Origin of the sequence: Xanthomonas hydrangeae, from assembly GCF_032697525.1 — a bacterium.
In the GTDB taxonomy this organism is placed as follows: Bacteria; Pseudomonadota; Gammaproteobacteria; order Xanthomonadales; family Xanthomonadaceae; genus Xanthomonas; species Xanthomonas hydrangeae.
In genome coordinates this window covers 1,207,022-1,233,738 of record NZ_CP103836.1, presented here as the reverse complement: position 1 = coordinate 1,233,738, position 26,717 = coordinate 1,207,022, and the positions used below count along the sequence as shown (strand labels likewise).

The 26,717-nt window shown below is 66.0% G+C and carries 27 protein-coding genes; 16 read left to right on the top strand and 11 right to left on the bottom strand.

The features are described from left to right. The 4 genes from NYR97_RS04980 to glnE all read left to right on the top strand — a co-directional run bounded on the left by NYR97_RS04980 (position 1) and on the right by glnE (position 5,834). A complete protein-coding gene (locus tag NYR97_RS04980; protein ID WP_316696942.1) occupies positions 1–1,623 on the top strand; it encodes a PepSY-associated TM helix domain-containing protein in 1,623 nt (540 codons plus the stop codon). After that, a complete protein-coding gene (locus tag NYR97_RS04975) occupies positions 1,620–1,943 on the top strand; it encodes a hypothetical protein (RefSeq protein WP_316696941.1) in 324 nt (107 codons plus the stop codon). The genes NYR97_RS04980 and NYR97_RS04975 overlap by 4 nt, the downstream gene beginning before the upstream one ends. Beyond that, on the top strand, positions 1,931–2,281 hold the full coding sequence (locus NYR97_RS04970; RefSeq protein WP_316696940.1) for a DUF3325 domain-containing protein: 351 nt from the start codon (positions 1,931–1,933) through the stop codon (positions 2,279–2,281). Before NYR97_RS04975 ends, NYR97_RS04970 begins: the two co-directional genes overlap by 13 nt. A 727-nt stretch (positions 2,282–3,008) precedes the next feature. Beyond that, on the top strand, positions 3,009–5,834 hold the full coding sequence (gene glnE, locus NYR97_RS04965) for a bifunctional [glutamate--ammonia ligase]-adenylyl-L-tyrosine phosphorylase/[glutamate--ammonia-ligase] adenylyltransferase (RefSeq protein ID WP_316696939.1): 2,826 nt from the start codon (positions 3,009–3,011) through the stop codon (positions 5,832–5,834). A gap of 136 nt (positions 5,835–5,970) precedes the next feature. Here the strand turns inward: glnE and NYR97_RS04960 are convergent, their stop codons facing one another. The 4 genes from NYR97_RS04960 to NYR97_RS04945 form a co-directional block, all read right to left on the bottom strand. Further along, positions 5,971–6,528, bottom strand: a complete 558-nt coding sequence (locus tag NYR97_RS04960; protein ID WP_316696938.1) for a VUT family protein — start codon at positions 6,526–6,528, stop codon at positions 5,971–5,973. 225 nt (positions 6,529–6,753) lie between these two features. Continuing rightward, entirely contained in the window at positions 6,754–7,257 is a 504-nt protein-coding gene (locus NYR97_RS04955; RefSeq protein WP_316696937.1) for a hypothetical protein, read from the bottom strand. Next, positions 7,254–8,111 (bottom strand): DUF2145 domain-containing protein, encoded by an 858-nt coding sequence (locus tag NYR97_RS04950; protein ID WP_425613064.1) that lies wholly within the window; start codon positions 8,109–8,111, stop codon positions 7,254–7,256. The genes NYR97_RS04955 and NYR97_RS04950 overlap by 4 nt, the downstream gene beginning before the upstream one ends. A gap of 55 nt (positions 8,112–8,166) precedes the next feature. Continuing rightward, a complete protein-coding gene (locus NYR97_RS04945; RefSeq protein ID WP_316698038.1) occupies positions 8,167–9,114 on the bottom strand; it encodes a mitochondrial fission ELM1 family protein in 948 nt (315 codons plus the stop codon). A gap of 136 nt (positions 9,115–9,250) precedes the next feature. On the opposite strand from NYR97_RS04945, the gene NYR97_RS04940 reads away from it, so the two are divergent. Then, on the top strand, positions 9,251–9,841 hold the full coding sequence (locus tag NYR97_RS04940) for a malonic semialdehyde reductase (protein ID WP_006450265.1): 591 nt from the start codon (positions 9,251–9,253) through the stop codon (positions 9,839–9,841). Between the two features lie 90 nt (positions 9,842–9,931). Beyond that, entirely contained in the window at positions 9,932–10,663 is a 732-nt protein-coding gene (locus NYR97_RS04935; RefSeq protein WP_316696935.1) for a YceI family protein, read from the top strand. A gap of 174 nt (positions 10,664–10,837) precedes the next feature. Here NYR97_RS04935 and NYR97_RS04930 read toward each other — a convergent pair whose 3' ends face one another. Beyond that, complete coding sequence (locus NYR97_RS04930; RefSeq protein WP_316696934.1) at positions 10,838–11,428, bottom strand: TetR/AcrR family transcriptional regulator; 591 nt, start codon at positions 11,426–11,428, stop codon at positions 10,838–10,840. Between the two features lie 72 nt (positions 11,429–11,500). Here NYR97_RS04930 and bdcA point away from each other — a divergent pair, with 72 nt between their 5' ends. Continuing rightward, positions 11,501–12,214: an SDR family oxidoreductase gene (gene bdcA, locus NYR97_RS04925; RefSeq protein ID WP_316696933.1), complete on the top strand. Its 714-nt coding sequence runs from the start codon at positions 11,501–11,503 to the stop codon at positions 12,212–12,214. Positions 12,215–12,419: 205 nt separating this feature from the next. Here bdcA and NYR97_RS04920 read toward each other — a convergent pair whose 3' ends face one another. Beyond that, on the bottom strand, positions 12,420–13,208 hold the full coding sequence (locus NYR97_RS04920) for a siderophore-interacting protein (RefSeq protein ID WP_316696931.1): 789 nt from the start codon (positions 13,206–13,208) through the stop codon (positions 12,420–12,422). A gap of 358 nt (positions 13,209–13,566) precedes the next feature. Next, a complete protein-coding gene (locus tag NYR97_RS04915; RefSeq protein WP_316698036.1) occupies positions 13,567–14,109 on the bottom strand; it encodes a PadR family transcriptional regulator in 543 nt (180 codons plus the stop codon). Between the two features lie 193 nt (positions 14,110–14,302). Here NYR97_RS04915 and mdcA point away from each other — a divergent pair, with 193 nt between their 5' ends. The 9 genes from mdcA to NYR97_RS04870 all read left to right on the top strand — a co-directional run bounded on the left by mdcA (position 14,303) and on the right by NYR97_RS04870 (position 22,944). Then, positions 14,303–15,949 (top strand): malonate decarboxylase subunit alpha, encoded by a 1,647-nt coding sequence (mdcA, locus tag NYR97_RS04910; RefSeq protein ID WP_316696929.1) that lies wholly within the window; start codon positions 14,303–14,305, stop codon positions 15,947–15,949. A 9-nt stretch (positions 15,950–15,958) separates the two neighbouring features. Continuing rightward, complete coding sequence (gene mdcC, locus NYR97_RS04905; protein WP_316696927.1) at positions 15,959–16,276, top strand: malonate decarboxylase acyl carrier protein; 318 nt, start codon at positions 15,959–15,961, stop codon at positions 16,274–16,276. A 246-nt stretch (positions 16,277–16,522) separates the two neighbouring features. Then, entirely contained in the window at positions 16,523–17,425 is a 903-nt protein-coding gene (locus NYR97_RS04900; protein ID WP_316698034.1) for a biotin-independent malonate decarboxylase subunit beta, read from the top strand. Continuing rightward, complete coding sequence (gene mdcE, locus NYR97_RS04895; RefSeq protein WP_316696925.1) at positions 17,416–18,120, top strand: biotin-independent malonate decarboxylase subunit gamma; 705 nt, start codon at positions 17,416–17,418, stop codon at positions 18,118–18,120. Before NYR97_RS04900 ends, mdcE begins: the two co-directional genes overlap by 10 nt. A 2-nt stretch (positions 18,121–18,122) precedes the next feature. Next, entirely contained in the window at positions 18,123–18,767 is a 645-nt protein-coding gene (gene mdcG, locus NYR97_RS04890; protein ID WP_316696923.1) for a malonate decarboxylase holo-[acyl-carrier-protein] synthase, read from the top strand. A gap of 122 nt (positions 18,768–18,889) precedes the next feature. Then, positions 18,890–19,714, top strand: coding sequence for a triphosphoribosyl-dephospho-CoA synthase MdcB (mdcB, locus tag NYR97_RS04885; RefSeq protein WP_316696921.1), 825 nt, complete (start codon positions 18,890–18,892; stop codon positions 19,712–19,714). Next, on the top strand, positions 19,711–20,631 hold the full coding sequence (gene mdcH / locus NYR97_RS04880) for a malonate decarboxylase subunit epsilon (RefSeq protein ID WP_316696920.1): 921 nt from the start codon (positions 19,711–19,713) through the stop codon (positions 20,629–20,631). The genes mdcB and mdcH overlap by 4 nt, the downstream gene beginning before the upstream one ends. A gap of 158 nt (positions 20,632–20,789) precedes the next feature. After that, positions 20,790–22,145 carry an SLC13 family permease gene (locus tag NYR97_RS04875; protein WP_316696919.1) on the top strand — a complete coding sequence of 452 codons (1,356 nt, stop codon included), beginning with the start codon at positions 20,790–20,792 and terminating at the stop codon, positions 22,143–22,145. 79 nt (positions 22,146–22,224) lie between these two features. Next, positions 22,225–22,944, top strand: coding sequence for a GntR family transcriptional regulator (locus NYR97_RS04870; protein WP_316696918.1), 720 nt, complete (start codon positions 22,225–22,227; stop codon positions 22,942–22,944). A gap of 189 nt (positions 22,945–23,133) precedes the next feature. Here the strand turns inward: NYR97_RS04870 and NYR97_RS04865 are convergent, their stop codons facing one another. The 4 genes from NYR97_RS04865 to NYR97_RS04850 all read right to left on the bottom strand — a co-directional run bounded on the left by NYR97_RS04865 (position 23,134) and on the right by NYR97_RS04850 (position 26,647). After that, entirely contained in the window at positions 23,134–23,757 is a 624-nt protein-coding gene (locus NYR97_RS04865; protein WP_316696917.1) for an HAD-IA family hydrolase, read from the bottom strand. A gap of 93 nt (positions 23,758–23,850) precedes the next feature. After that, positions 23,851–24,270, bottom strand: a complete 420-nt coding sequence (locus NYR97_RS04860; protein WP_210762859.1) for an STAS domain-containing protein — start codon at positions 24,268–24,270, stop codon at positions 23,851–23,853. Then, positions 24,267–24,698 carry an ATP-binding protein gene (locus NYR97_RS04855; protein ID WP_023905273.1) on the bottom strand — a complete coding sequence of 144 codons (432 nt, stop codon included), beginning with the start codon at positions 24,696–24,698 and terminating at the stop codon, positions 24,267–24,269. The genes NYR97_RS04860 and NYR97_RS04855 overlap by 4 nt, the downstream gene beginning before the upstream one ends. After that, positions 24,695–26,647 carry a SpoIIE family protein phosphatase gene (locus tag NYR97_RS04850; RefSeq protein ID WP_316698032.1) on the bottom strand — a complete coding sequence of 651 codons (1,953 nt, stop codon included), beginning with the start codon at positions 26,645–26,647 and terminating at the stop codon, positions 24,695–24,697. Before NYR97_RS04850 ends, NYR97_RS04855 begins: the two co-directional genes overlap by 4 nt. Positions 26,648–26,717: the final 70 nt, after the last annotated feature.

The window sequence follows — 26,717 nt, the reverse complement described above, 5'->3', positions numbered from 1 at the left end:
ATGAAGGAGGGGTTTCGCCAAAGCATGGCGTGGCTGCACACCTGGTGCGGCCTCACCTGCGGCTGGTTGTTGTGCGCGATCTTCTTGACCGGCACGCTCAGCGTGTTTCGCGACCCGATCACCCGCTGGATGCAGGCCGCACCTGCCTTGCCAAGTGCGAGCACGCATGCGGCGTTGCCGGAACAAGCGCTGGTGCCGCGTGCATTGGCACAGCTGCGTCAGCTAGCGCCGCAGGCACGCCTGTGGCGGATCACCTTGCCTGCGCATCCAGGTGAGGCGCTGACGCTGTTCTGGCGTACGCCGGATGGCCAGGGCCAGGCTTCACTGGATCCCGGTAGCGGCGAAGTCTTGCCGTCGCCGTGGGGCCGGCAGACCGAAGGCGGACGGCATTTCATGAGCTTCCACTACACCTTGCACGGCGGCATTCCCGGCTATTGGCTGGTGGGCTGGGTATCGATGTGCGGGCTGATCGCGCTGGTGTCCGGGGTGATCGTGCACAAGCGGATCTTCCTGGATTTTTTCACCTTCCGTCCGGGCAAGGGCCAGCGCTCGTGGCTGGACGCGCACAACGCCACCGCGGTGCTGACGCTGCCGTTTCTGCTGATGATCGTCTACACCGGGCTGGCGTATTTCTACACCAGCTACATGCCCGCGCCCTTGCAGGCGGTATATGGCAGCGATGAGAACGCGTACACGCGGTATGCCGATGATCTGTCGCCGGCGTTGGCTGTTGCAGGTGCAGACGACACTGCGCCGAACAGCGTGCGTGCCTATCTGCCGGAGTTGGTGCAGCGCGCTGCGGTACTCAACGGCGCGCCTGCGCAAACGCTGGTGATCGAGCGCCCCGATCAACCCGGCAGCAAGCTGCGCGTGATTGCGCCCGTGGCCGACACCGGCAGCTCGCGGCGTCTGCTCAATCCAGCCAATAGCGTGGTGTTCGATGCGAACAGCGGCGCGGTGCTGGAGCAGCATGCAGACGCCTCACGTACCGACGTGCGCGCGCAGGATGTGCAAGAGGTCATCAAGACCTTGCACGTGGCCGGTTTCGGCGGCTGGACCAGCAAGTGGCTGTATTTCCTCTGCGGCCTGGCCGGCACCTTGATGATGGGAACCGGCACGCTGCTGTTTTCGATCAAGCGGCGTCGGCGCAGCGAGCAGGAGTTCGGTGCGGCCACTGCCGGCATCTATCGCGTGGTGGGAGCACTCAATGTCGCCGCGCTTGCGGGAACCGCATTGGCGAGCATTGCGTATTTCTATGCCAACCGCTTGGTACCTGCTGCGAATGCCGAGCGCGTGCAGATCGAAATCCATGCATTCCTGTGGGTGTGGATGGCCACGCTGCTGCATGCGCTGCTGCGCCCGCCTGCACGGGCATGGGTGGAGCAATTGGCGGTCACCGCGCTGCTGTGTGTTGGGTTGCCGCTGCTCAATGCGCTGACGACCGGGCAAGACGTTGGCGTGTATCTGGCTGCCGGCGATCTGCAGCGCGCCGGGGTCGAGCTGGTCTCGCTCTTCTTTGCTGTGGCATTTGCGTACGCGGCGTATCGCGCGCATCGCAGTGCCATGCGGCCAGCGCCGGTGCGTGCCAAACGGGGCGCCACTGCCGCGATGGACGCGTTGTGAATCGTGCTTCCAGCACTGCATCGGTGACGCGTGATCGCTGGTCGGTCGCCGGTCGCGTGCTGGCCGCCAGTGTCGGTGGCTATGCACTCACCTCCCTCGGCTGCAGCGTGCTGGCGCAGCTGCTGACCCGGTTCGCCGGCGTCTTTCCTGCGGTGGCGGTACTGAGCACGACGTTACTCAGCTTCGTCATCTACACCGTCGTGGTGTTATGGATGTTTCGCGCGCGCAATGCGTTGCGCATGTGGTTGTGGCTGGGCATGTGCCTGGGAGTGCTGGCTGGCGCAAACTGGCTACTGCGGAGCACGCCATGGGTGGGCTGATGACTGCGCTGCTGGGCACGGCGCTGTGCCATGCCGGGATGCTGGCGTTGGCCGTGGCGATGCATCGCCACTACGAGCAGCTGACCGGTCTCAGCACCGCACCAATCACGCAGCGATGGTTGCTGCGCTCGATCGCTACCTGTCTGTTGTTTGCTGCGCTTGTGCTGTGCGTACTCGGTTGGGGCGGCACGGTGGGAACGACGTTGTGGTTGGGGTTTCTCAGCGTGGGCGCGCTGTGGGCGGCGCTGGGCCTGGCGTACGCGCCGCGCTGGAGCGCATGGCTGGCGTTGCTGCTGGGCTGCGTGGCGTGTGTAGTGATTGGCTGGCGCGCGCAGTAGGTGGTGCGGCGTTGCACACCGACCATCTCGACTGGTCCTTGCCAGCCCACCGTCGCGGGACCTTACGCGGCATGGATGCCGCGTAAGAGCCTACAGGGACGTACTTGCGGCGTGTCCCGCGATGGTGGGCGGGCAAGGGCCCTGCAGCCAAGCCGCAGATCAACCGCTCTGCACTTGACGCATCCACATCGTTCAAACTCCTCTCAAGACGACCGAGAGCTTGAGCTTCAGCGTCGTCTGGATGTTTCAAAGCCGCGTTGGTCGAGGGCGCGATGTCCTCGCCGCTCGCGGGACACGCCGTGAATCCGTCCGTGGAGGCTCAGTGGCGGCATCCATGCCGCCACATGGTCCCGCAAGCGGCGAGGACACCGCACCAGAGAGTGAGTCGGTTGCTTTGCTGAAAGCCTGCCCACTGCTCCGCCTGCTTTGAGATGCTGATCGGACGCGCCCTTATCCGAATAAGCTCATCACGCACTGCTTGCAACCATGCACACCGACCATCTCGACTGGTCCTTGCTCGCTCACCGTCGCGGGACCTTACGCGGCATGGATGCCGCGTAAGAGCCTACAGGGACGTACTTGCGGCGTGTCCCGCGATGGTGGGCGGGCAAGGGCCCTGCACGGAAGCCACAGAGCACATGTGTTGTAGTTGTGTTGGCCGCTCTAAACACAGCCGGATCAATCGCAGACACGTGCCGCCATTGCGCAGGGATGCCAGAATCCATGCATGTCGCCGCCCATCGTCTCCGTGTCTCCTGCGCTCACCGCTCTGATCGAGCGGGCCGTAGCGCGCGTCCGTCATGCTCTGCCTGCCGACCAGTCCTGGCCGGGCGATGACGTCGACCAGCGGCTCGAAAAAGTCGCGCTTGCCAGCGAGTTTGCACTCGATACGCTGGCGCGCCAGCCGGCGTTGCTGCAGCACCTGGCGCAGCCCGATCCGCCACCGTTGCCACTGCCGCTGCTCGATCCCGCACAGCCCCAGGCCTGGCCGGCGCAGTTGCGGCGCTACCGCAGCGCGGAATCCACACGGCTGGTGTGGCGCGATGTGCTTGAGCTGGACAGCGTGGACGACACCCTGGCCGGCGCAACCCGCCTGGCCGAAACCTGCCTGCAATGCGGGCTGCAGGCATTGGAGCAGCAATTCCGCGACCGCCACGGCCAGGTGCTTGCCGAAGACGGCAGCGTGCAGCGGCTGGTGGTGTTCGGGCTCGGCAAGCTCGGTGGTAGCGAGCTGAATTTTTCCTCGGATGTGGACCTGGTCTATGCATATCCGCAGGGCGGCCAATCCGATGGCGCGCGCCCGCTGGCCGCCGAGGAATATTTTGCACGTCTGGGCCAGCAGCTGGCCAAGCTGCTCGACGAAACCACTGCCGATGGTTTCAGCCATCGCGTGGATCTGCGTCTGCGCCCGTTTGGCACGGCCGGGCGGGTGGCGTTGTCGTTCACCGGCATGGACCACTATTTTCAGCGCGAAGGCCGCGATTGGGAACGTTATGCCTGGCTCAAGGCGCGTGCGGTGGCCGGCAATATCGCCGCCGGCGAAGCCTGGCTGAAAACGCTGCGGCCGTTCGTCTACCGGCGCTATCTGGACTTCACTGCACTGGATGGCTTGCGTGACATGAAGGCGGCCATCACCGCCGAAGTGGCGCGGCACGATCGACTGGACGACATCAAGCGCGGGCCGGGCGGTATCCGCGAGATCGAGTTCCTGGCGCAATCGCTGCAGCTGATTCGCGGCGGGCGCGAACCGACCCTGCGTGAGCGCCGCCTGCTGCCTGCATTGCGGGCACTGGTCGCCGCAGGTCAGATGGATGCCGACAATGGCGATGCCTTGATCGAGGCGTACCGCTTCCTGCGCCGGCTCGAAAATCGTCTGCAGATGCTGCGCGATGCACAGACGCACGCCTTGCCGCAGGCCGCGCTGGATCGCGAACGCATTGCGTTGGGCCTGGGCTATGCGGATTGGTCGGCATTGCTACAGGCACTGGCCCCGCAACGCGCGCGCGTTGCCGCCGAATTTGCCGAGCTACTGGCACCACGCGTCCATGCCACCGCGCCCGATGCGCTTGCCGATTATTGGCGCGCGTTACCGGAAGGCGATGCCGCGCCGTTGGCCGGCATCGGCTTGCACGATCCAGCCGGCGCGCATCAGGTGCTGGCCGATTTTGCGCAGTCCTCCGGCGTGCGTGCGCTCTCCGATACTGCCGGCGCGCGGCTCGACCGCGTGATGCCGGCGCTGCTGCATGCGGCCACCCGCGCCAGCCAGCCCGATGCCGCCGTGCGCCGCATGCTCGGCCTGTTGCAGGCCACCTTGCGCCGCACCAGCTATCTGGCGCTGCTGGACGAACAACCCAGCGCGCTCGCACGCCTGGTCGATGTGCTCTCGCGCAGCGCCTTGCTGGCCGAGCGCCTGGCGGCGCATCCGTTGTTGCTGGACGAACTGCTCGATACCCGCATCAGCGGTCCGTTGCCCGACCGCGCCGCATTGCATGCCGCATGCGTCGACACCTTGCAGATCGACGATACCGAAGCGGCCTTGCGCGAACTCAACGAACGCCGGCTTGCGTTGAGCTTCCGCATTGCACTGGCCACGCTCGATGGTCGCCAACACCCCGTGGACAGTACCCAGCAACTGGCCTGGCTTGCCGAGGCCGTGGTGCAGACGGTGTTGCAACTGGCGCGCCGTGAATTGGTCGCCGCGCATGGGCAGGTGCCGGGCGGTGCGTTCGCCATCATCGGCTATGGCAGTCTGGGCGGCCTGGAGCTGGGCTTCGGCTCGGATCTGGATCTGGTGTTTCTCTACGACCACCCACGCGAGGTGGAAGCCTCCGATGGCAAGCGAGCGCTGGAAGCCGGGCGCTGGTTTGCGCGGCTTGCGCAGAAGGTGATGACACTGCTGGGCGCCGAAACCGGCGCCGGCCGTCTCTACGACATCGATGTGCGGCTGCGCCCGGACGGCGGCAAGGGCGCGTTGGTGTCCTCGCTCGCCAGCTATCGCGAGTACCAGCGCGATCGTGCCTGGACCTGGGAGCATCAGGCGCTGGTGCGCGCACGTGCGGTGGCCGGCGATGCCGCGCTTTGCGAAGCGTTCGCGCAGGTGCGTCGCCAGACGCTGACACGCGTGCGCGACCCCGCACTGCTGCACGAGGATGTACGCAAGATGCGTGCGCGCATGCGCAGTGAACTGGATCGCAGCGATGCCGGGCGACTGGATCTCAAGCAAGGCGCAGGCGGGTTGGTCGATCTGGAATTCGTGTTGCAGGCCGGCGTGCTCGGCCAGGCCGCAGAGCATCCCGCGGTGTTGCTGGCCTGCGCCACGCCCGCATTGATCGACGCGCTGGTGCAGGTGCAGTGGCTACCGGCCGAGAGTGCAGCGCCGCTGCATCACGCCCACGCCACGTTGGTGGAGGCGGGCCTGAGTTGCACGTTGGACCGTCGGCCACGTTTGATCGCGCCGACGCCTGTCATGCAGGAGGCGCGGCGCAGTATCTTCAACAACGCACGCACGCAGGGCTTGGAGTTTCCGGCCGGCAAGGATGTGGCATCGCTGTAGCGTCGATCAATCAGCGTCACACGTTGCGATGCGACGCAGCATGCATTTCGGGATGGCGGATGCGCTGCTGCGTTGCAATTGCCTGCATCGGCTGCGCGCGTGTTGGCCTGCAAAGCCCGTGCGCAAGGCGAGACGCTCAGGCACTCGGTCGCGGAGCACTCCGCCACAGCAGTGCGCGGAACGGGCCGAGCAGAAACACGCCCATGCCCAACTTCACCGCCAGATCGCCGGCCGCCCAGCTGATCCACGGCAGGCCGACGCCGGCAAAGGCGATGCTCCAGAAAATCGCCGTATCCAGCGTGGCGCTGCAGGTGGTGGCCACGATCGGCGCGCGCCACCAATTGCCATTGCGCAGACGATCGAACACGCTGATATCCAGCAACTGCGCAGCGATAAACGCGCTACATGACGCGATTGCGATCCGCGGCGTCGCCAGCCAGATCGACAACACTACTGCGAGCGCAAAGCCGCACCAGGCCACCTTGCGCGCTGCGCGTGGGCCGAAGCGGCGATTGATCAGGTTGCTCACCAGAAATGCCAGCGGATACGAAAACGCGCCCCAGGTCAGCCAATCGTTGATCGGGTACTGCACCAGAATATTGGACAGCAGCACCACCGCGCCCATGGCCAGCACCGCCCACGTCAAGGCACGTGCGGTGAGCGGAGCGAACAGCGTGGGTGAGGTGGTGGACATGGCGGTGCGGCAGTGAGCGATCAGCGCGAATTATCCGCGCGTTGGCGCATGCGGGCCAGTGCGCTGCGCGGGGCCACCAGTGCCTGCACCAGTACCATGGCGCGGCTGTTCGGCAGACAGTGGCCGATATACGCGCGCGCACCGCGCGTAACACCGTGTCCGGAGACGTGAGGCGTCAGCGACGCCCCATCGCAGCCGAGAGCTTTTGTAGGCAGCGTTCCAGCATCACCAGGTCTTGCTGCTGTTTTGCGCAGCGGCTTCGGCAGTGGGCACGAATGCCAACGCCTGGCCCTGTGGCGACTGCACGGTCCAGCCTGCGCCGGCCGGGCTCGGTTGAAAGGTCACCGTGTCGCCAACGTGGAAGCCGGCAGTCGGGTCGTCCTGGCGTGCCGGCCAGCGCAGCAGGGCGGTGTTCTCCGCTTGCGCTGGATCCTGCAACTGCACTTCGCAGCCGCCATCGGTGGTTTTCTCGACCGATTTCACCCGCATCGGCGGCAATGGCCCGGCGGAGGCTTTGTTCGATGCATCGCCGAGCGCTTCCGAGCCCCTGCCCACACTGTGGCCGACAGCGATCGACACGAACACCGGTGCAGACACCACCAGGATCGCCGACATCATCGAGGCATCGCCGCGCGTGATCGTGGTCAAGCCTGCGTGGGCCTGCATTGGTTGGCCAAAGACGATGGCCAACAGCAGGCCAAGGCCGGCAGATCGAAGAGGGATGTTCATGGAGACGCTCCGTGCGTGCTGACGCTGTGTGGAATGGAATGATCCTGCTGCAGCACCTGGCGTTGCTGCAGGAAATCGAACACCGACTCGACCGTGATCACCGAATAATTGCCGGAGATGCGCTCGCTGGCAGGATGGTCGGTGACGGCGGCATTGGCGACGAAGAAGCGTGCGCCGATGCGCTTGCTCAGATCGAGATGCAGACGCGTGGGCTGGTAGCCGTTGCGCTTGAGCCAGACTTGCGCGCTGCGCCGATCCTGCACCGGTGCCGGTGTTGCAGAAGGTGCATCGGTCGCCGCCAGCGCCGCTGCCAGCACTTCGAGCACCCATTGATTGGAGTTCTGATACTCGGTGGAAAACGGATAGGCAATCATGCTGTAGCGCGCTTCGTGCAGCGTGTGCGCCAGCGGGGCCGGATCCTGCAACAGCGTGTGTAGCTGCTGCTGCAATGCAGGCGCCAGCACGCCGACGCGCAGATCCGCGTTGAGTGCGCTTTCGCCGATGAAGTTGCTCAGGCCTTCGCGATACAGCTCGGAGCTGTCCGACTTGCAGTGATTGAGCAGGTGCTTTACCCGCCAGGTGCCGTCGTCCTCGCGCAGCGCGAAGGCCAGGTGGCTGTGTTTCAACCCGTAGCGGCTCAGATCCTGGCCGCCACGTGCCAGCAGCAACACTTGCGCGCCTTCCACTGCATCCAGCGCTTGCTGGGTGGACCTGGCCATGTCGAACATCGCCGCCAGCGTGGCCGGTGTCGGGTAATGCGGCGTGCACACCGGCGCGGCAACGGCGGGCAGTGCGGCACTCAGGCACAGGAGCAACAGCGTTGTTGCAGGCCAGGTGCGTTGTTTGTCTTCCATTTGCATGCGGGTGCATCGTCCTTGTGTCTGCCCCGTGTCACTCACGGCCGCGCCATCATACGTGCAGGCGCTCACGTATTAGGGTGGCAATGCGCTGGGTTTCGCGCAATGGTTCAAGGTGCGGCTGCGCTGCGAACACAGCGCTTGCCTCGCATAGACGGCCGTGCGCTTGCAGTGCCCGAACATATGTCTCAACCCGCCCTTGTGCCTGATCGGCAAATGCTGCGGCCACCGGTACGCGCGTGGCGCACGCTTCGGACAGCAGGTTGACCGAGTCGGCGCTGGCCACGATCGCATCGGCCCAGCCCAGCAGGCCGGCGTATGGATTTGGCCCATCGCGCGTGTCGCACCACAGCAGGCCTGGCAGATCTGCGCACAGCGTGCGCAGCGTCGCCATTGCCTCCGGCGGAGTGCGTCGCGACGTGGTCGCCAGCAGGCTGCCGCCGACCGCGTGCAGCTGCTCGTGTAACTGCGCGCACAGCGCCGCCAAGGCCGCGGTCGTCCACGGCACGTGTGCGGTGGGGCCGCCGATCAGCAGCGCCACGCGCGGGCCGGGCAGGGTGCCGAGCGTGGGGAACGCGGCGCGGCCGGCGGCCAGCCAGGCATCGTCCACCGGGTGCAGGCTGCCGAGCAGGGTGATCACGTTCGCGCCACGCAGCGCATCGTGCTCGGGCACGATCAGCAGATCCCAATGGCGCCGGTCCAGGCGCGGGTCCAGGACTTGCACCACCCGGCTACCGCGCGCGTGCAACAGCCGGGTGGCCAGCGCGGCCTGGCGTCCGCAGCCGATGGCCAGCGCCGGTGGCTGCTGCAATTGCCGGGCGAATCCGGGTCCGAATGCGGCCCGGGCGCCTGGTAGCAGGCGCGGCGCAACCCAGCGCCAGGGCGCGCGGGCCTGCAGATGCAGCGCGGTGACCGGCTCTGGCTGCAGCGCACGCGCCAGCGCCTCGGCCTGGCGTGCGTTGCCGGCGCGGCCATCGCTGACCGCCCAGGTCAGCGCCATCGTTTCGAATCCGACATAGATTTGTTTCAGATTGAGCGTGTGTTGCAGCAATCGCGTCACTCTACACTGCGGGTCTTCACACCTGGGCCGGTGCCGCACTCTACTGTCGCCCATTCCTTTGCCTTCCGGAGTCTCCATGTCCGACCTGCTCGACGCTGCCGTGCTGGATCAGCTGTTCCGTACAGCCCGCACGCAAAACGCCTTTCTCGACACGCCCGTCAGCGAAGACCAGCTGCGCCAGCTTTACGACCTGGTGAAGTGGGGCCCGACTGCCGCCAACGGCTCGCCGGCGCGCTTCGTGTTCGTGACCAGCCCGGAAGGCAAGCAGAAGCTCAAGCCGGCGCTGTCCGACGCCAATGCCGCCAAGACGCTGGGCGCGCCGGTCACGGTGATCGTCGGTTATGACGAGCAATTCCACGAAAAGCTGCCCTACCTGTTCCCGCATGCCGATGCCAAGAGCTGGTTCGAAGGTTCGCGCGATATGCGCGTCTCCGGTGCGTTCCGTAACAGCTCGCTGCAGGGTGCCTATCTGATCCTGGCCGCACGTGCGCTGGGCCTGGATGCCGGCCCGATGTCCGGCTTCGACAATGCCAAGGTGGATGCGGCGTTCTTTGCCGGCACGCCGATCAAATCCAATTTCCTAATCAATCTCGGCTACGGTGACCCGGCCGCGTTGTACCCGCGGCTGCCGCGCCTGAGTTTTGACGAAGCCGCACGCATCGAATAAGCGTAAGCCCCGCTTTCCTGCAGTCCTCGTCCGTCTGCGTTCTGTCCCATCCGCGTTGATCCAACGCGTCTCTCATCACATGGAGTTTCAATGAAGACCACCCACAAACTGCTGTTGCCGCTCGCCCTGACCCTGGCCATCGCCGCCTGCTCCAAGCCGGCCGACAACGCCGCCGCGCCGGCCGCCGAAACCCCGGCCGCCACCGCACCGGCCGATGCCGCTGCTACCCCGGCACCCGCTGCCGCCGAGACGGCCGCCTCGACCGCGCCGGCCGTGACGGTGGCCTCGGGCACCTACACCCTGGACCCGAGCCACACCGACGTGCTGGCGCAGTGGAGCCACTTCGGCTTCTCCAACCCCACCGCGCATTTCGGCAATGTCGACGGCACCCTGGTGTACGACGCGGCCGACGTGACCAAGTCCACCGTGCAGGTCACCCTGCCGCTGTCCGGCTTGAACAGCTTCACCGCCAAGTTCGACGAACACCTCAAGAGCGGTGACTTCTTCGACGCGGCCAAGTTCCCGACCGCCACCTTCAAGAGCACCAAGGTCGAAGCGGCCGGCCCCAACAAGCTGACCGTCACCGGCGATCTGACCATCAAGGATCAGACCAAGCCGGTCGTGCTGGACGTCACCCTCAACGGTGCCGGCGAGCACCCGATGAAGAAGGTGCCGGCGGCCGGTTTCGACGCCACCACCACCATCAAGCGCACCGACTTCGGCGTGGGCCAGTACGCCCCGAACGTCAGCGACGAAGTGAAGATCCGCATCACCACCGAAGCGCTGCAGGCCAAGGCCGGTGACGCTGCTGCCGCGAAGTAATTCGCTGCGCAGGTGATGCATCGGTGCGCGCGATCGCACTGATGCATTGAACGCAGAAGCCCGCCGATTGGCGGGCTTTTGTTTGGGCGCGTGTAGTTGCGTGCAGGTAACGGTCAACTCCAAAACGTACGCGCGTGACGCAAGCGGCGAGAGGTCTATGCGCCGGTCAACGATTCACTCGGCAAGCGCTTGCGTCAGCGCCTTGCCCGCCAGCTGTGCAGTGGATAACAGACGCTCCAGGCTGTGCCCGTGGCGGGCGCTGGCCGAGAGCCCGGCCATGGTTGTGGCGACGAAATCCGTCAGTCGGTCCGCTTCCTGCGGGTATTGCGCGGCGATGCGGTGGCGGATCACCGCTTGTGCAGCCACATGAAACCCGCTGGCCGCTTCGCGCGCGTCCGGGTCGTTGCAGCGTGTGCCCTCGATCACCAGACAGCCCGGCGCAGCGGCGTCGGCTGCGTAGTTGCGAGCGGCCTGCTCCAGCACCTGCGCAAGCGACTCAGCCAATGGCCGCTCGGCACCCAGGATCTGCTGCAGCGGGATCGCGCCGGTGTCGGCGTATCGATCCAGCACGCGTGCGTACAGGCCGGCCTTGCTGCCAAAGGCCGCATAGAAGCTGGGCGGGTTGATCCCCAGCGCCTTGGTCAGGTCGGCAACGCTGACCGCGTCGTAGCCCCGCGCGTGGAAGAGCTGTTGTGCATCGACGACTGCCGCCTCCGGGTCGAACCCGCGCGGCCGACCACGGGCGCGGGACGTATTTGTAGTCATCGTTACAAAATCCTTGACAGCGACCAGGATTGATTATGTATCATCCACTACATTATTGAGAAGGGATGAGCCATGTCAGTGTTCAAGAACGTGTCGGTGTTGGTGCTCGGCGGTAGCCGAGGAATTGGTGCGGCCATCGTGCGGCGCTTTGCGGCAGATGGCGCGCAGGTCGCGTTTACCTACGCCGGCTCGCCCGACGCGGCGCAGCGCCTGGCCAGCGAAACCGGCAGCACGGCGTTTTTGACCGACAGTGCCGATCGCGATGCAGTGATCGCCCGGGTCCGCGAGAGCGGTCCACTGGACGTGCTGGTGGTGAATTCCGGTATCGCCATCTTTGGCGATGCGCTGGAGCAGGACCCGGACGCGATCGATCGCCTGTTCCGCATCAATGTGCACGCGCCGTATCACGCCGCGGTCGAGGCGGCACGGCAGATGCCGCAGGGCGGGCGGATCATCGTGATCGGTTCGGTCAACGGCGATCGCATGCCGCTGCCCGGCATGGCCTCCTATGCGCTGAGCAAATCCGCATTGCAGGGGATGGCACGCGGGCTGGCGCGCGACTTCGGCCCGCGTGGCATCACCATCAACATCGTGCAGCCGGGCCCCATCGATACCGACGCCAATCCGGAGAGCGGGCCGATGAAGGACCTGATGCACAGCTTCATGACCATCAAACGTCACGGCCGTGCTGACGAGGTGGCCGGCATGGTGGCCTGGCTGGCAGGGCCGGAAGCCAGTTTCGTCACCGGCGCGATGCATACGATCGATGGTGGTTTCGGGGCCTGACTTGATCGTTCTGGAAGGGGCGTGAGAGGACAATGGATGCCGCGACTTGAGCCGTACTTTTTGAGTGGGAATTTCCCATTTCGATACCGATTACGTCTGTCTGACGGCGCGTATCCGCCGTTGGTCGTGCCTGGCGAGATGACGTGTTTCCAAAGCCATTGAAGGCCTGCGTCTAGTTCGATCGCTGAACTCGGCAGGCCGGGGCTCATTCCGCAGCCGGATTCGCTTTCCAATATCCCTTGGCGCGCACCGAGTCCTTGTCCACGCCATGGTGTTCTTCGAGAAACTTGCGCATCGCACGCGCGCGCATGGATTCGGTGCCGATCCAGTAGAACGTGTCGCCGTCGTGCGGCTCGTAATCGCGCAGGCTGTCTTCCAGCAAGGTGCTGCTGGCCGCATCGAAGCCGTTGCGTTCCAGCCAGTACACGTCCACGTCGGCGGCGCTGAGCAACTCCTGGCGTTCTGCGGCATCGGCGATTTCGATAAAGACCTCGGCGTGCATGTCGGCAGGCATGGCTTCCAGCCAGCGGCCGATCGCCGGAAGTGCGGTTTCGTCGCCGATCAGCACGTAGTGATCGTAGTCGTCGGCCACCAGAAACGAGCCGCGCGGGCCGCCGATCTTCAGCGTGTCGCCGGGCTGTGCGCGCGCTGCCCAGCTGGTGGCCACGCCGTCGCCGTGCAGCACGAAATCGATGCTCAGCTCGCCGCTTTGCGGGTCGAATGCGCGCGGCGTGTAATCACGACCGGGCGAGGGCAGGGCGCCTTCGTCATAGCGCGGGCCTTCCGGCGTCATCGTCGGCAGCACGAAGGCGCCATCGGTATTGGGAAAGAACAGCTTGACGTGATCGTCCGGTGCGTCGCTTTGAAAGCCGGCCAGTTCGTTGCCGCCAAACACGATGCGGCGCATCTGCGGGGTGATCGATTCGCAGCGCAGCACCTGCACGGAGCGCAGGCGCGGGTCGCGGCGGATTTGGGTGTGAGTATGGGTGGCCATATAGTGCGATTCCTGGATGTGGCGCGCAGATGCGCGGCGGGGGAGTGACTGCAAACGGTGATGCGACGATCTAGCCAGCGAGCTGGCAAAGAACAGCGGATGTTGCTCACCCTTCTCCCATCGGGAGAAGGTGCCCCCGCAGGGCGGATGCGGGTGCGGGCGAAGCCGCGTGCATCTGCCAAACAAGCAAGGTCGATGTCTTGCAGCGACACGCTGATCAAATCGCAGAACAGCGCAGGGACAGCAATTCATGCATGCCACTGACGCCGCGCAACGCAAACACCGCGATGACGCGTCACTGCCGCAAGGCGCAATCAAGCCGGCATCGGTTGGCTTCGGACCACAGCGATGAGCGCGCTCAGCCGTCGTCGCGCTCCATGCCGTCAGCGGCGGCGTTGAGTAGCGCGGCAATGCGTGTGGTTTCTGCATCCGTCCATTGCCCGTGCCGCGCAAACAGGCCGTGCTTGATGCGGTGGATGGCCTCGCGAATCGGCGCCGGGGTCTGTGCCTTGATCAGCGCGCGCGCGCGGCGGTGGGTGCGGGCCAGCGCCGCATCCAGTGCGTCGCGGTGCCGTGCCGCATACGTGCGACCGGCGGCGGTGACCTGGTAGCGCTTGCGTCCTTCGTCCAGCGCGTTCTGCACCCAGCCATCGGCTTCGAGCTGCGCCAGCGCCGGATAGATGGCGCCCGCACTGGGCGTGTACAGGCCTTTGAACAACGCAGTGATCTGCCGCATCAATTCGTAGCCATGGCGCGGCTGTTGCTCGATCAGCGCCAGCAGCAGCAAGCGCAGGTCGCCATGTTCCAGCGGCCGTGCGCGCCCGGCGCCGCCGCGACGCGTCGCACTGGGCGCTGCGGATGGATCGAGTTCGCTCGGCAGGTCGTCGTGGCGGGAGCGCATCGTCATTCGATATATCGAAGCATGGCGAAAAGATATATCGAAGCGTGCTGGCCCGCAAGCACCTGCCTGTCGCCCGGCTGACCGGCCTGGCTATCCCTGCCGCCCATGCTGCAGCGCGGCTAGACACAGCTGGTCTCCATAATTACGATGTAATTACTTCGACATTACGGGCCTGGCCCGATGAGGCAGCCGCATGAGTCGACAGTGGAACACCCAGGCCGAGAGCCGGCGCCAGCGCTTGCAGCGCGCCGCCCCGCTTGCGCCGCAAGGGCGTGTGGTGGCGGCCAGCGATGTGGTGGCGCTGCTGGAAGCGGTGATCGAGCCGGGCGACCGCGTCTGCCTGGAAGGCAACAACCAGAAGCAGGCGGATTTTCTGGCGCGCTGTCTTACCGAAGTGGACCCGGCGCGCGTGCACGACCTGCACATGGTGCAATCGGTGTTGTCGCTGCCCGCGCATCTGGACGTGTTCGAGCGCGGCATCGCCAAGCGGCTGGATTTCTCGTTCTCAGGGCCGCAGGCCGCGCGCCTGGCCGGGCTGGTCGGCGAAGGCCGCATCGAGATCGGCGCCATCCACACCTATCTGGAACTGTTTGGCCGCTACTTCATCGACCTGACCCCGCGCATCGCGCTGGTCACCGCGCAGGCCGCCGACCGCCACGGCAATCTCTACACCGGCCCGAATACCGAAGACACCCCGGTGATCGTGGAAGCCACTGCATTCAAGAGCGGCATCGTGATTGCGCAGGTCAACGAGATCGTCGACACGCTGCCGCGCGTGGATATTCCCGCCGATTGGGTGGACTTCGTCACGCAGGCGCCCAAGCCTAACCATATCGAACCGCTGTTCACCCGCGATCCGGCACAGATCTCCGAGATCCAGGTGTTGATGGCGATGATGGCGATCAAGGGCATCTACGCCGAATACGGTGTCAACCGGCTCAACCATGGCATCGGCTTCGATACCGCCGCGATCGAATTGCTGTTGCCCACCTACGCCGAATCGCTGGGGCTGAAGGGCAAGATCTGCCGGCATTGGGCGCTCAATCCGCATCCGGCGCTGATTCCGGCAATCGAATCGGGCTTCGTCGAATCGGTGCATTCGTTCGGCTCGGAACTGGGCATGGAGCAGTACATCGCCGCGCGCCCGGATATCTTCTTTACCGGTGCCGACGGCAGCATGCGCTCCAACCGCGCGCTGTCGCAGACCGCCGGGTTGTACGCCTGCGACATGTTCATCGGCTCCACCCTGCAGATCGATCTGCAGGGCAATAGCTCCACCGCCACGCGCGACCGCATCGCCGGGTTCGGCGGCGCGCCCAATATGGGCTCGGATGCGCGCGGCCGCCGGCATGCCAGCGATGCCTGGCTCAAGGCCGGGCGCGAGGCGGCACGACCGGGCGAGATGCCGCGCGGACGCAAGCTGGTGGTACAGATGGTGGAAACCTTCCGCGAACACATGGCGCCGGCCTTCGTCGACAGGCTCGATGCCTGGGAACTGGCCGAGCGCGCCAACATGCCGCTGCCGCCGGTGATGATCTACGGCGACGACGTCAGCCACGTGCTGACCGAAGAAGGCATCGCCAACCTGCTGTGGTGCCGCACGCCGGAAGAGCGCGAGCAGGCGATTCGCGGCGTGTCCGGTTACACCGCCGTCGGTCTGGGCCGCGACAAGCGCGCGGTCGAAAACCTGCGCGATCGCGGCGTCATCAAGCGGCCGGACGACCTGGGGATTCGCCCACGCGATGCCACGCGCGACCTGCTCGCCGCGCGCACGGTCAAGGATCTGGTGCGCTGGTCCGGTGGGTTGTACGACCCGCCGAAACGTTTTCGCAATTGGTAGGGGCACAGCATGGAAACCCTGCGGTATCGCTTCGATGGCCAGCACGGCGCACGCGCCGGGCTGGAGCATGCGCTGGTCGGCGTGGTCGCCTCCGGCAACCTGGAAGTGCTGGTCGAGCGCGTGCCGCTCGATGGCGCGATGGAGATCGAGATCCTCACCGCCGCGCGCGGATTCGGCGCGATCTGGCAGGCGGTGCTGGACGATTTTTCCGCGCGCCATCCGCTGCGCGATGTGCGCATCAGCATCAACGATGTCGGCGCCACGCCGGCGGTGGTGAGCCTGCGCCTGGAGCAGGCGATGGATGTCCTGCAGGGAGCCGACGCATGAGCCGCCACGATCCAGCACACCACAGCCATCGCGTAGGAGCGCACCCGGGCGCGACAGGCATTCCCGGTAACGCTTCAGTCGCGCCCAGGTGCGCTCCTACGCAAGCCATCGGGAGCCGCACATGAGCACCACCACTCATCTCGTAGGAGCGCGCCTGAGTGCGACAAGCTTTCTCGGTAACGCCCCGGTCGCGCACAAGTGCGCTCCTACGCATGTCGTCGGGAGATACGTATGAGCACCATCCCCATGGCCGAGCGCAGTTATTACGAAGCCGACGCGCGCGAGCGTATCGACGGCGTGCTGGACGCCGGCAGCTTCCGCGAATTCGTCGGCCCACGTCGCCGCCTGATCAGCCCGCATCTGGCCCAGCTCGACACCCCCGGCGCCTTCGATGACGGTATCGTCGTCGGCCAAGGTACGCTGCGTGGGCGCAACGTGCTGATCGCCGCGCAGCAAGGCGCCTTCATGGGTGGCGGCGTGGGCGAAGTGCACGGCGCCAAGCTCACCGGCCTGCTCGAACGCGCCGCAAAAACCCAGCCGTACGCGGTGTTGCTGTTGCTCGACACCGGCGGCGTGCGCCTGCACGAAGCCAATGCGGGCCTGATCGCGATTTCCGAAATCATGCGCGCCACGCTGAGCGCACGCGCCGCCGGCGTGCCGGTGCTGGCCTTGATCGGCAGCGGCAACGGCGCCTTCGGCGGCATGGGCATCGTGGCGCGCTGCTGCAGCGCGGTGATCATGTCCGAAGAAGGCCGCCTGTCGTTGTCCGGCCCGGACGTGATCGAGACCGTGCGCGGCGTGGAAGAATTCGACGCGCGCGATCGCGCGCTGGTGTGGCGCGTCACCGGCGGCAAGCATCGCTATCTGCTCGGCGAAGCGCAGACCTTGGTGGCCGACCGTATCGCCGCATTCGCCGATGCGGCTGCCCATGCGCTGGACACACTTGCCGAGCCGGAAGGCGAGGCCGCATTGCAGGCGCTGGAACTTGCGCAGCAGCAGTTGTCCAAGCGCATCGACGCTTACGGCGATTGCCGCGACGGTCTGGAGATCTGGCAGCGCCAAGGCATCGTCGATGCGCAGCGTTTGCCGTTGCTGGACACCGAGGCCTTCCTCGCTGCCACTGCCGACCGGAGCATTCCATGGAACTGAGCCAACTGCTGGATCAGCTGTTTCCGCTCGGTCACGCCATCGCACGCAACGACGATGTGCTCACCGGCAGCGCGATGACCGCTGCGGGCGAGGTCACCGTGATCGGCACCGCCAACAAGCTGGAAGTCGGCGTGGACCACGCACTGGCGTTGGCGGCGACGGTGTTGGCGAGCACGCGCGCGCATCCGCAACGGCCGATCGTGATGCTGGCCGACACCGCCGGGCAACGGCTCGCACGCCGCGATGAATTGCTCGGCATCAACGGCTATTTCGCGCATCTGGCACGCGCGCTGGATCTTGCACGAAGCCGCGGCGCGCGCCTGGTCACGCTGGTGTATGGCGAATCGGTCAGCGGCGGCTTCCTCTCGTTCGGCTTGATGGCCGACCATATCCACGCCTTGCCCGATGCACAGATCCGCGTGATGGATCTGCGTGCCATGGCACGTGTGACCAAGCAATCGGTGGACACCTTGCAGGCGCTGAGCAGGAGCTCGCCGGTATTCGCGCCGGGTGTGGAAAACTACGTGCGCATGGGCGCGGTGGAGTCGTTGTGGGAGGGCGATCTGGCGCAGGCGTTGCTCGATGCATTGGCCACGCCCAGCGACGGCGACCAACGTCGTGCACTCGGCGCGCAGCGTGGCGGCCGCACGTTGGCAAGCGATGTCGCCGCTGCCGTGGCAGCAGGCGAGGCCTGAGCATGCCCGGCCGGCACGCACTGGTGTGGTTGCATCCCGAGGCGCGCTGGCAGGCGTTGACGCCGGGTGCGCATCCGCGCCTGCAGCAGTGGTTCGCCGCCGGCCTGCCGGCGGTGGTGGCGCGTGGCGACGGCAGCGAAGCACCCGGCGCACTGCGGCTCGGCGTGCCGTTGCCGCCGAGCGAAGGCAAGCAGCGTCTGGCGCTGACAGCCAATGTGGCCGATATCGCACGCAGCACCGCACCGCTGCTGTTGGACGCAGTGATCGCACACGCGCCCAGCGACATGCAACCGGCATTGCAGGCCTTGCTGGCGCAGACCCAGGTCAATGCAGTGCAGCCACGCGTGTTCGGCAGCGTTGCATGGCAGGCACTCACCGGGCTTGCGTATGTGCATGCGCAATCGGATCTGGACCTGTTGTGGTCCATCGACTCGCCAGAACAGGCGCATGCGGTGGTGGCCTTGCTGCAACGCTGGGAACAACGCCATGGCCTGCGTGCCGATGGCGAATTATTGCTGGCCGACGACGGCACCGCCGTGAACTGGCGCGAATATGCCGGCAGCGCGCAGCAGGTGCTGGTGAAATCCAATCATGGCTGCCGGCTGTTGCCGCGTGCTGCGCTGTTTCCGGTGTGGAGCGCGGCATGAGTGTGCGGGCGAAACGTGTTGCCGAATCGGCCGTGGCGCACTCCGCGCCGCATGACGCACGCGCGCATGGCGGTGTTCGAAAGAGTGCATTGCTACAAGAGACATCGCGTCTCACCAGCGGCATGGCAAGTCCACTGGCGCACCGCCTTGGCCGCCTTGCAGTGCTTGCCTTGCACGCAGAACTGGCCTGCGCACCAAAGCCTGGCCTGGTCACCCCGTTCGATACCGGTAGCCACACCGATATGGACGCGGCCACCTTTCTGCGCAGCCTGTTCGCGTTGCGCGCCTACTTTGTCGCCATCGCGCAAGCCGGCATCGACAACGCGCCGTTCGCACGCCTTCGCCAACTCGGCATCGATGCCGAAGCGGCGATGCTGCGCGCCACCGGCGGCATCAACACCCATCGCGGCGCGATTTTCAGCCTCGGCTTGTTGACTGCACAGGCGGCGCGCTTGCGTGTCGCGCACGGACGCCGCCCCACTGGTGAAGCGGTCTGCAACGCGGTGCAGGCGTGGCGCGATCCATTGCAGGCTGCGCCGCTGAATCCGCACAGCAATGGTCAGCGTATGCGTGCGCAGTATCAGGTCAGCGGTGTGCGCGAGCAGGCCGCAGCCGGCTACCCGCTGTTACGTGAAGTCGCGCTGCCGTGCCTGCGCGCTGCGTTGCACAGCGGCGCCACGCGGGAAGCGGCATTGGCGCAGACGCTGATGCAGTTGGTCAGCGCAGTGGACGATCTGAATCTGCTGCATCGTGGTGGTCAGGAAGGACTGGCCTACGCAAAAGCGCAAGCACGTGCCTTCCTCACCGACGGCGGCATCGCGCAACCGCAGTGGCGCGATTGTTTGAACGCCATCGGTAAGCAATTCGTTGCCCGTCGTCTGAGCCCGGGCGGCAGCGCCGATCTGCTGGCCTGCGCCTGGTTTTTGCATCTGCAGGAAAGCGCATGACGCTCGCCGTGCTATGCCCGGGTCAAGGCGGCCAACACGCGGAAATGTTTGCGCGTGTCGCCGATGCACCCGCTGCGGCCAGCGTACTCGCTGCCGCGACCAGGCTGCTTGGCGCATCTGCGCAAACGCTTGCCGCAGACCCGAACCGTTATGCCAATGCCATTGCACAACCGCTGGTGTGCGCCGGCACGCTGGCGCAATGGCAGGTGCTGCGTACGCAACTGCCCACACCATTGCTGGTACTCGGCTACAGCGTTGGCGAGCTCGCCGCGCATGCGGTGGCCGGTAGCATGGACATCGATACCTGCCTGCAGCTGGCCGCCACCCGCGCCCGCCTGATGGATGCGGCCAGCCCGGACAATGCCGGGTTGATGGCGGTGGTCGGCCTGCCACTGCGCGCACTCGAAACGCTATCCCAGACCCATGGCGCGGCACTGGCCATCATCAACGGCGACGACCACGCCGTGCTCGGTGGCCCGCACGCTGCGCTGCAGGCGCTTGGCGACGCTGCGCAGGCGCAAGGCGCGCGCGTCACGCTGCTGCCGGTGAGCGTGCCGGCGCATACGCCGTGGTTGCGCGCGGCCGCCGACGCATTCGCCATCGCATTGAAAACCGCAGGAATCACTGCGCCAAAGCTGCGCGTGCTGGCCGGTATCGATGCACGTGTGGTCACCACGCAGGCATTGGTGATCGACACGCTGGCCGCACAGATTGCGCAGACCGTGCGCTGGTACGAGGTGCTGGTGCAGGCCGCAGAGCGCGGCGCACGCGTGTTTCTCGAACTGGGGCCAGGCAGCGCATTGGCGCGCATGGCGCGGGAGGGATTGCCGGACTGCGAGGCGCGGTCGGTGGACGAATTCAACAGCACCCAAGGTGTTGTCGAGTGGGTCAACGCCGCGTGCGAGCGCGCGGCATGAGGTAACGCCAAGACAGGCCAGCAATGCATAGCGAACAGGCAACCGCCTGGCAGCTGCGCATCGGTGTTGTTGGCCGCTCCTGGTGTCTGACAGGGCGTGACCCTTGGGTGGCGGGTGGCCATCCGTGCTGTACGCGTATCAGGTGTCTGGGAGGGCGCATGACCCCGCAAATTGCAACGATTCTTGGCTTGGTGATCATGTTCATCGTCGCCACCGCATTGCCCATCAACATGGGTGCGGTGGCCTTCGCGCTGGCGTTCATCATCGGCGGCGTGTGGGTGGGACTGGACGGCAAGGAGGTACTGGCCGGCTTTCCGGGCGACCTGTTCCTGACGTTGGTCGGCATCACCTATCTGTTCGCCATCGCGCAGAAGAACGGCACCATCGATCTATTGGTGCACTGGGCGGTGCGCGCGGTGCGCGGGCGCATCGTGGCGATTCCCTGGGTGATGTTCGTCATTACCGGGTTGCTGACTGCATTCGGTGCGCTCGGGCCGGCGGCAGTGGCCATCATCGGGCCGGTGGCGCTGCGCTTTGCCAAGCAGTACCGCATCAACCCGTTGATGATGGGCCTGCTGGTGATCCATGGCGCGCAGGGCGGCGGGTTTTCGCCGATCAGCGTGTATGGCGGCATCACCAACAAGGTGGTCGAAAAGGCCGGGCTGGACGTCACCGAGATGGCGGTGTTCCTCACCAGCCTGGGTTTCAACCTGATGATGGCGATCATCTGCTTCTGTGCGTTCGGCGGGCTCAAGCTGATGCGTCGGCAAGAGATCTCGCTGGCCGATGCGCAATACGTGCCAGTGGCCGATGACCAGGCCTCCAAACGTCCATTTGCGATCGAAGGGCATGGCTCCTTGGTTGCCGCTGGCGGCGGTACCTTGTCGACCAATCCGCTGGCGCTGGAGGCTGTCGCCATCACCCGCGATCGCTTGATCACGTTGGTGGGCTTGCTGGGTCTGGGCGTCGCGGCGCTGATCTACAACCTCAATGTCGGGCTGGTGTCGATCACCGTCGCTGTGGTCCTGGCATTGATCTCGCCCAGCGCGCAGAAAGGCGCAGTGGATGGCATCAGCTGGTCCACGGTGTTGTTGATCAGCGGCGTGGTCACCTACGTGGCGGTGCTGGAAAAGGCCGGCGCGGTGGACTACATCGGTACCGGCGTCTCGCATATCGGCATGCCGTTGCTGGGTGCGCTGCTGGTCTGTTATGTCGGCGGCATCGTGTCCGCGTTCGCCTCGTCCGCGGCGGTGCTGGGCGCCACTATCCCGCTGGCGGTGCCGTTCCTGATGCAGGGCCAGTTGGGTGCGGCCGGGGTGATCTGCGCGCTCGCCGTGTCCTCCACCATCGTCGATGTCAGCCCGTTCTCCACCAACGGCGCGCTGGTGGTGGCTTCGGCGGCGAAAGAGGAGCGCGACGCGCTGTTCCGCCGCTTCCTGGTCTACAGCGGGCTGGTGGTGGTGTTGGGCCCACTGACCGCGTGGCTGCTGTTCGTGGTGCCGGGCTGGCTGTGAGCCGGCGCGCGCACAGCGGCGGAGTGGGGCGCCCCCGTAGAATGGGCGCCCCCGCCCTGACGCCAACGACCTGCCCGCCATGACCCTCGCCCCTGATTCGCGCACCGCCAAAAAGCGCGTACCGCTGTACGAGGAAGTGGCCGAGCGCCTGCGCCAGAAGATCTACGACTACGCGCTGCCGCCGGGCGAGTGGATCGACGAGCCGGCGCTGGCCGAAGAACTCGGCATCAGCCGCACTCCGCTGCGCGAGAGCCTCAAGCTGCTCGCCGCCGAGGGCCTGGTGCAACTGGACGCCGGCCGCGGCAGCCGGGTCACGCGGTTGACGCTGGAAGATCTCAACCAGCTGTTCCCGGTGATGGCCATGCTCGAAGGCCGCTGCGCCCACGATGCGGTCAAGCGCATCGATGCGGCTGGCGTGCAACGCCTGGAAGAGCTGCACGCGGCGATGGAAGCCGCCGCTGCGGCCGGCGACCTGGCCGAGTACTACCACAATAATTATCTGATCCACGAAACCGTGCAGCAGTACGCCGGCAATCCGTGGTTGATCCGCGTCACCCACGATCTGCATCGCATCCTCAAGATGCATCGCGGCCGCCAGCTGTTGACGCCGGGACGCATGGCGCAGTCGCTGGCTGAGCATCGTGCATTGATGGAGTGCGTACGGCGTCGCGATGCCGAGGGCGCAGAGCGCACGATGCATGGGCATCTGTTGAGCCAGGGGCAGGCCTTGGCGGCGTATGTGGCAGCGGGCGGCATGTTGAACGTGCCGGCACCCTTGCCGCGGGTCGGCGGGGTGTAGAGCCGCCGTGGCGAACCGCTGAAAAGCAGCTGGCTTGACCCCAGTAGCACCTGACGCTCGTACCCTTCTCCCCCCGGGAGAAGGTGCCCGAAGGGCGGATGAGGGTACGTCCGCACGTAGCGGCGGGAAGCTCTTGCTCTTGCGAGTCCCAAATCCCAAATCCCAAATCCCGGCCATTGAAAAACCAGGCTACTGCACACCCAACCCAAGCAACCCGTCCACACGTTCAATCAACTGCGTCCCAGCCAACCCGGCAAACACCTCCGGGTGCGCATAGCCCCACGCCACCGCAGCGATCGGCAACCCAACCACTTGCGCCGCTTCCCAGTCGGCGACCTGGTCGCCCACATACACCGCCTGCCTCGCGCTATACCCGGTGGCGCGCAGTACACGACGCAAGGCGCGTTGCTTGCCCAGCAGATGCGCACCACCGTCGATCACGGCGAACTTCGCGCTCAAGTCCTTACCCAAGGCGCGTTGCACATTCTCCACCGAGTTCGACGACACCACCGCCAGGCGCGTGCCGCTGGCATGCAGCGTCTCCACTACGTCGGCAATGCCGGCAAACAACGCCATCGGCGGGGCGGCGCGCATCAGGCGGATAAAGTCGGCGGCCACCAGCGGCACGCGCCAGGCACGCAGCCCGGAGGCCTTCAACAGCTCTCGGGTACTCAGCCGGCGAGCATCCTCCACCTCGTGCGCTTGTGCCGCACGGAAACCGTGCCGCTCGGCCAGCACGCGCTGCGTGCTCAAAAAGAAACCGAACGAGTCGGCCAGGGTGCCGTCGAAATCGAAGATGATCAGTGCAGGCATTGCAACGCAAGTAGCAGGGCGTCATAGCCTACCCAATGCCGCTGAAGTGCCATACGCACACACGTCACTGCATGTGCGCGCAGGCGATCAAACTCAGGCTTCGGCGAAGTGCGGCTGGATCGGGTTGTCGCCGTCGGCGTGCTGTTCGATGACCTTGCGCTGCATCGCGGCCAGATACGCATCCAGCTCTTCGGTGGAGGCGAACACATCGCTCAGCGGCACCGCCTTGACCATGTCGAAGACCTTGCGGATCTGCGGCTGCGGGTTGGTCACCAGCAGCTTGCCCTGATGGGTCGCCAGCGCCTTGCGCACCTTGAAGATGCTGCGGATGCCGGCGCTGGAAATGTATTCCAGCGCGGTCAGGTCCAGCACCAGGGTGACGATGCTGGTGCCCAGCAGTGGCGACAGCGCCGCATCCAGGTCCTGGTAGGTGTGGGAGTCCAGGCGCCCGGTCAGGATCACGCGTTGACGGGTGTCTTGCGGCGGGTCGATCTGGATGGCGAGCGTGGTCATGGCAGTGCCTCGGGGACAGGGGCGTACGGATGCAGCAAGGTGATACGCACGACGTTATATGCACCATCGCGACGGTAGTCGATGTGATCGGCGAACTGGTGCACCAAAAACAACCCCAATCCGCCGATCGGCCGATCGTCGAGCGCGGCGTCCAGCTCCAGTTCCGGCAGTGCACGCGGGTCGAAGGCGCTGCCCGGGTCGCTCAGCTCCAGCACCAGCGCCTGCGCGTCCAGCTGCAGCTGCAGGCGTAAGGGTTGTTCGGCGCATTGGCCGTGGGTGAGCGCGTTGCAGCCGAGTTCTTCCACGATCAGCCGCACCTGGCCGATGCGCGCTTCGTGCAGGCCTTCGCGCATCAGCGAGTCTTCCAGCGCGTCGTTGGCGCCGGCCAGTTGGGCCAGCGACGGCGCGATGGCCAGTTCGAGCTTCATCCGGTCGTTGCCTTTCCGGGACCGTCCCGGCCAGCGTCTGCCACCGGCTCAGCATGCTCCTGGCGCAGCCGGATCGCCAGCAGCGTGATGTCGTCGTACGCATCGGCCTGGCCGGTGAAGCCGGCGATGTCGTCGATGACCGCCTTGCACTGTGCCGCCGCGCTACGGCGCAGGTGCAGCGCGGCCAGCAGCCGCTCCAGCCCGTAGCTGGCGCCGTGTTCGTCCATCGCCTCGGTCACGCCATCGGTATACCCCAGCAGGGTCTGCCCGGCGCTCATGCGGCCCTGCAGCACCGGGTAGGCCAGCTGCGGCTCGATGCCCAGCGGCGCACCGGTTTCCAGCGGCAACGGCCGCACCGTGCCATCCAGGTCGATCAACAGCGGCGGCTCGTGCCCGGCGCTGGCCAGCCAGTACTCGCCGCTCACCACATTGATCACCCCGCACAGCACGGTGGCGAACATGCACGGCTCGTTGTTCTCGGCCAGCCGCGTGGAGGCGGCGATCAGGATGGCGTCCGGGCGCGTGTGCCGGCGCGCGGCGATTTCCAGCACGCTCACGGCGCGCGCCATGAACAAGGCCGCCGGCACGCCCTTGTCGGAGACATCGCCCACCACAAACCACAACAGCCCCGGCTCGGTCTCGATGAAGTGGTAGAAATCGCCGCCCACCGCCTTGGCCGGTTCCAGCCAGGCGCAGGTTTCCAGATGCGAATTGGCGCGATCGAAGGTACGCCCGGACGGCAGCATCGCCTGCTGGATCTCGCGCGCAATCTGCAGCTCGCTGTACATGCGTTCGCGCGCGGAGGTCATCTCGCCGATCTGCGCGATATGGTCGCGGATCGCACCGCGTGCACTGTCGAACGCACGCGCCATCACGCCCACTTCGTCATCGCGCTCGATATGCCGCAGCGGGTACTCGAATTCGCCACGACGAAAATGCTCGGCGGTATCGGTCAATTCCTCGATCGGCCGCGTCAAGGTGCGGGTGATCCGCCCCATCAACCACCACCACACCGCCGCGCCCAACAACGCCGCCAACGCCACCCACACCGCCAGCCAGTTCAGGCCGGCCAGCACGTAGTTTTCCGATGCGGACAGCACGAAGGTCCAGCCGCTGCGCCCCACCGCTGCGCTATGGGTCAGGAAGCGCTCGCCATCGGGCGCGGTGTGCGAGAACGAGATCGGCTGACCCGCCGCCACTGCGCGCTGCAGCGGTGCCAGATCCGGGCGCGAACGCGCCACGTAGGTCGCGAGCGTGTCATGCAGATTGAGTGCAGGGTCGGGGCTGAACATCACCATCCCCTCCGGCGACAACAGCATCGGCCGGATACTGATGTCGTGCGGCAGCTGGTCGATGATGGCGCGCAGATGTTGCAGCGGCAGATCCACGCTCACCATGCCCACCGGCGCCGCATCCACCGCATCGCCCGGCCGACGCAGCGGCAGGTTGTAACTGGTGTACAACTCGCTGCCGCCGTTGGTGTTGATGTACGGCTCGGACCACCACGCGCGCCCTTCGCGCTGGGTGCGCAGATACCACGGCATCGCGCGGTAGTCGTCGCCCAGCTCCTGCACCGATTTTTCCAGCACGCGCGTGCCATCGCGATGCACGTACCAGACAAACCCGCTGTCGCCGGCTTTTTGCGTGCGCGGTTCGATGATCAAACGCGCCGCGCCGATATCCGGGTCGCCACTGAGCGTGGCCAGCAGCAACGCACGCAGATTGAACGGCTGCAGCCCCACCGCACTGCTGCTGGCGGCCAATGTGCGGCCGCTCACCTGCACCGAATCCAGCATCGCCGCCAGGCTGCGCGCGGTCTGCTCGGTCAAGCCATCCACTTCGGTGCGCGCCGCCTCCACCAATTCGGCGCGTGCGCCCAGATAAAACACCGTGCCCAGGACCGCCAGCAGCAGCACCAGCACTGCGGTGGCGGCCAGCAACACGCGCATACGCAGGCTGCGCCGCCAGTGCACGCGCGGGGTGACGGCCACGTTGTCGGCTGGCGATGTGAACCCCGTG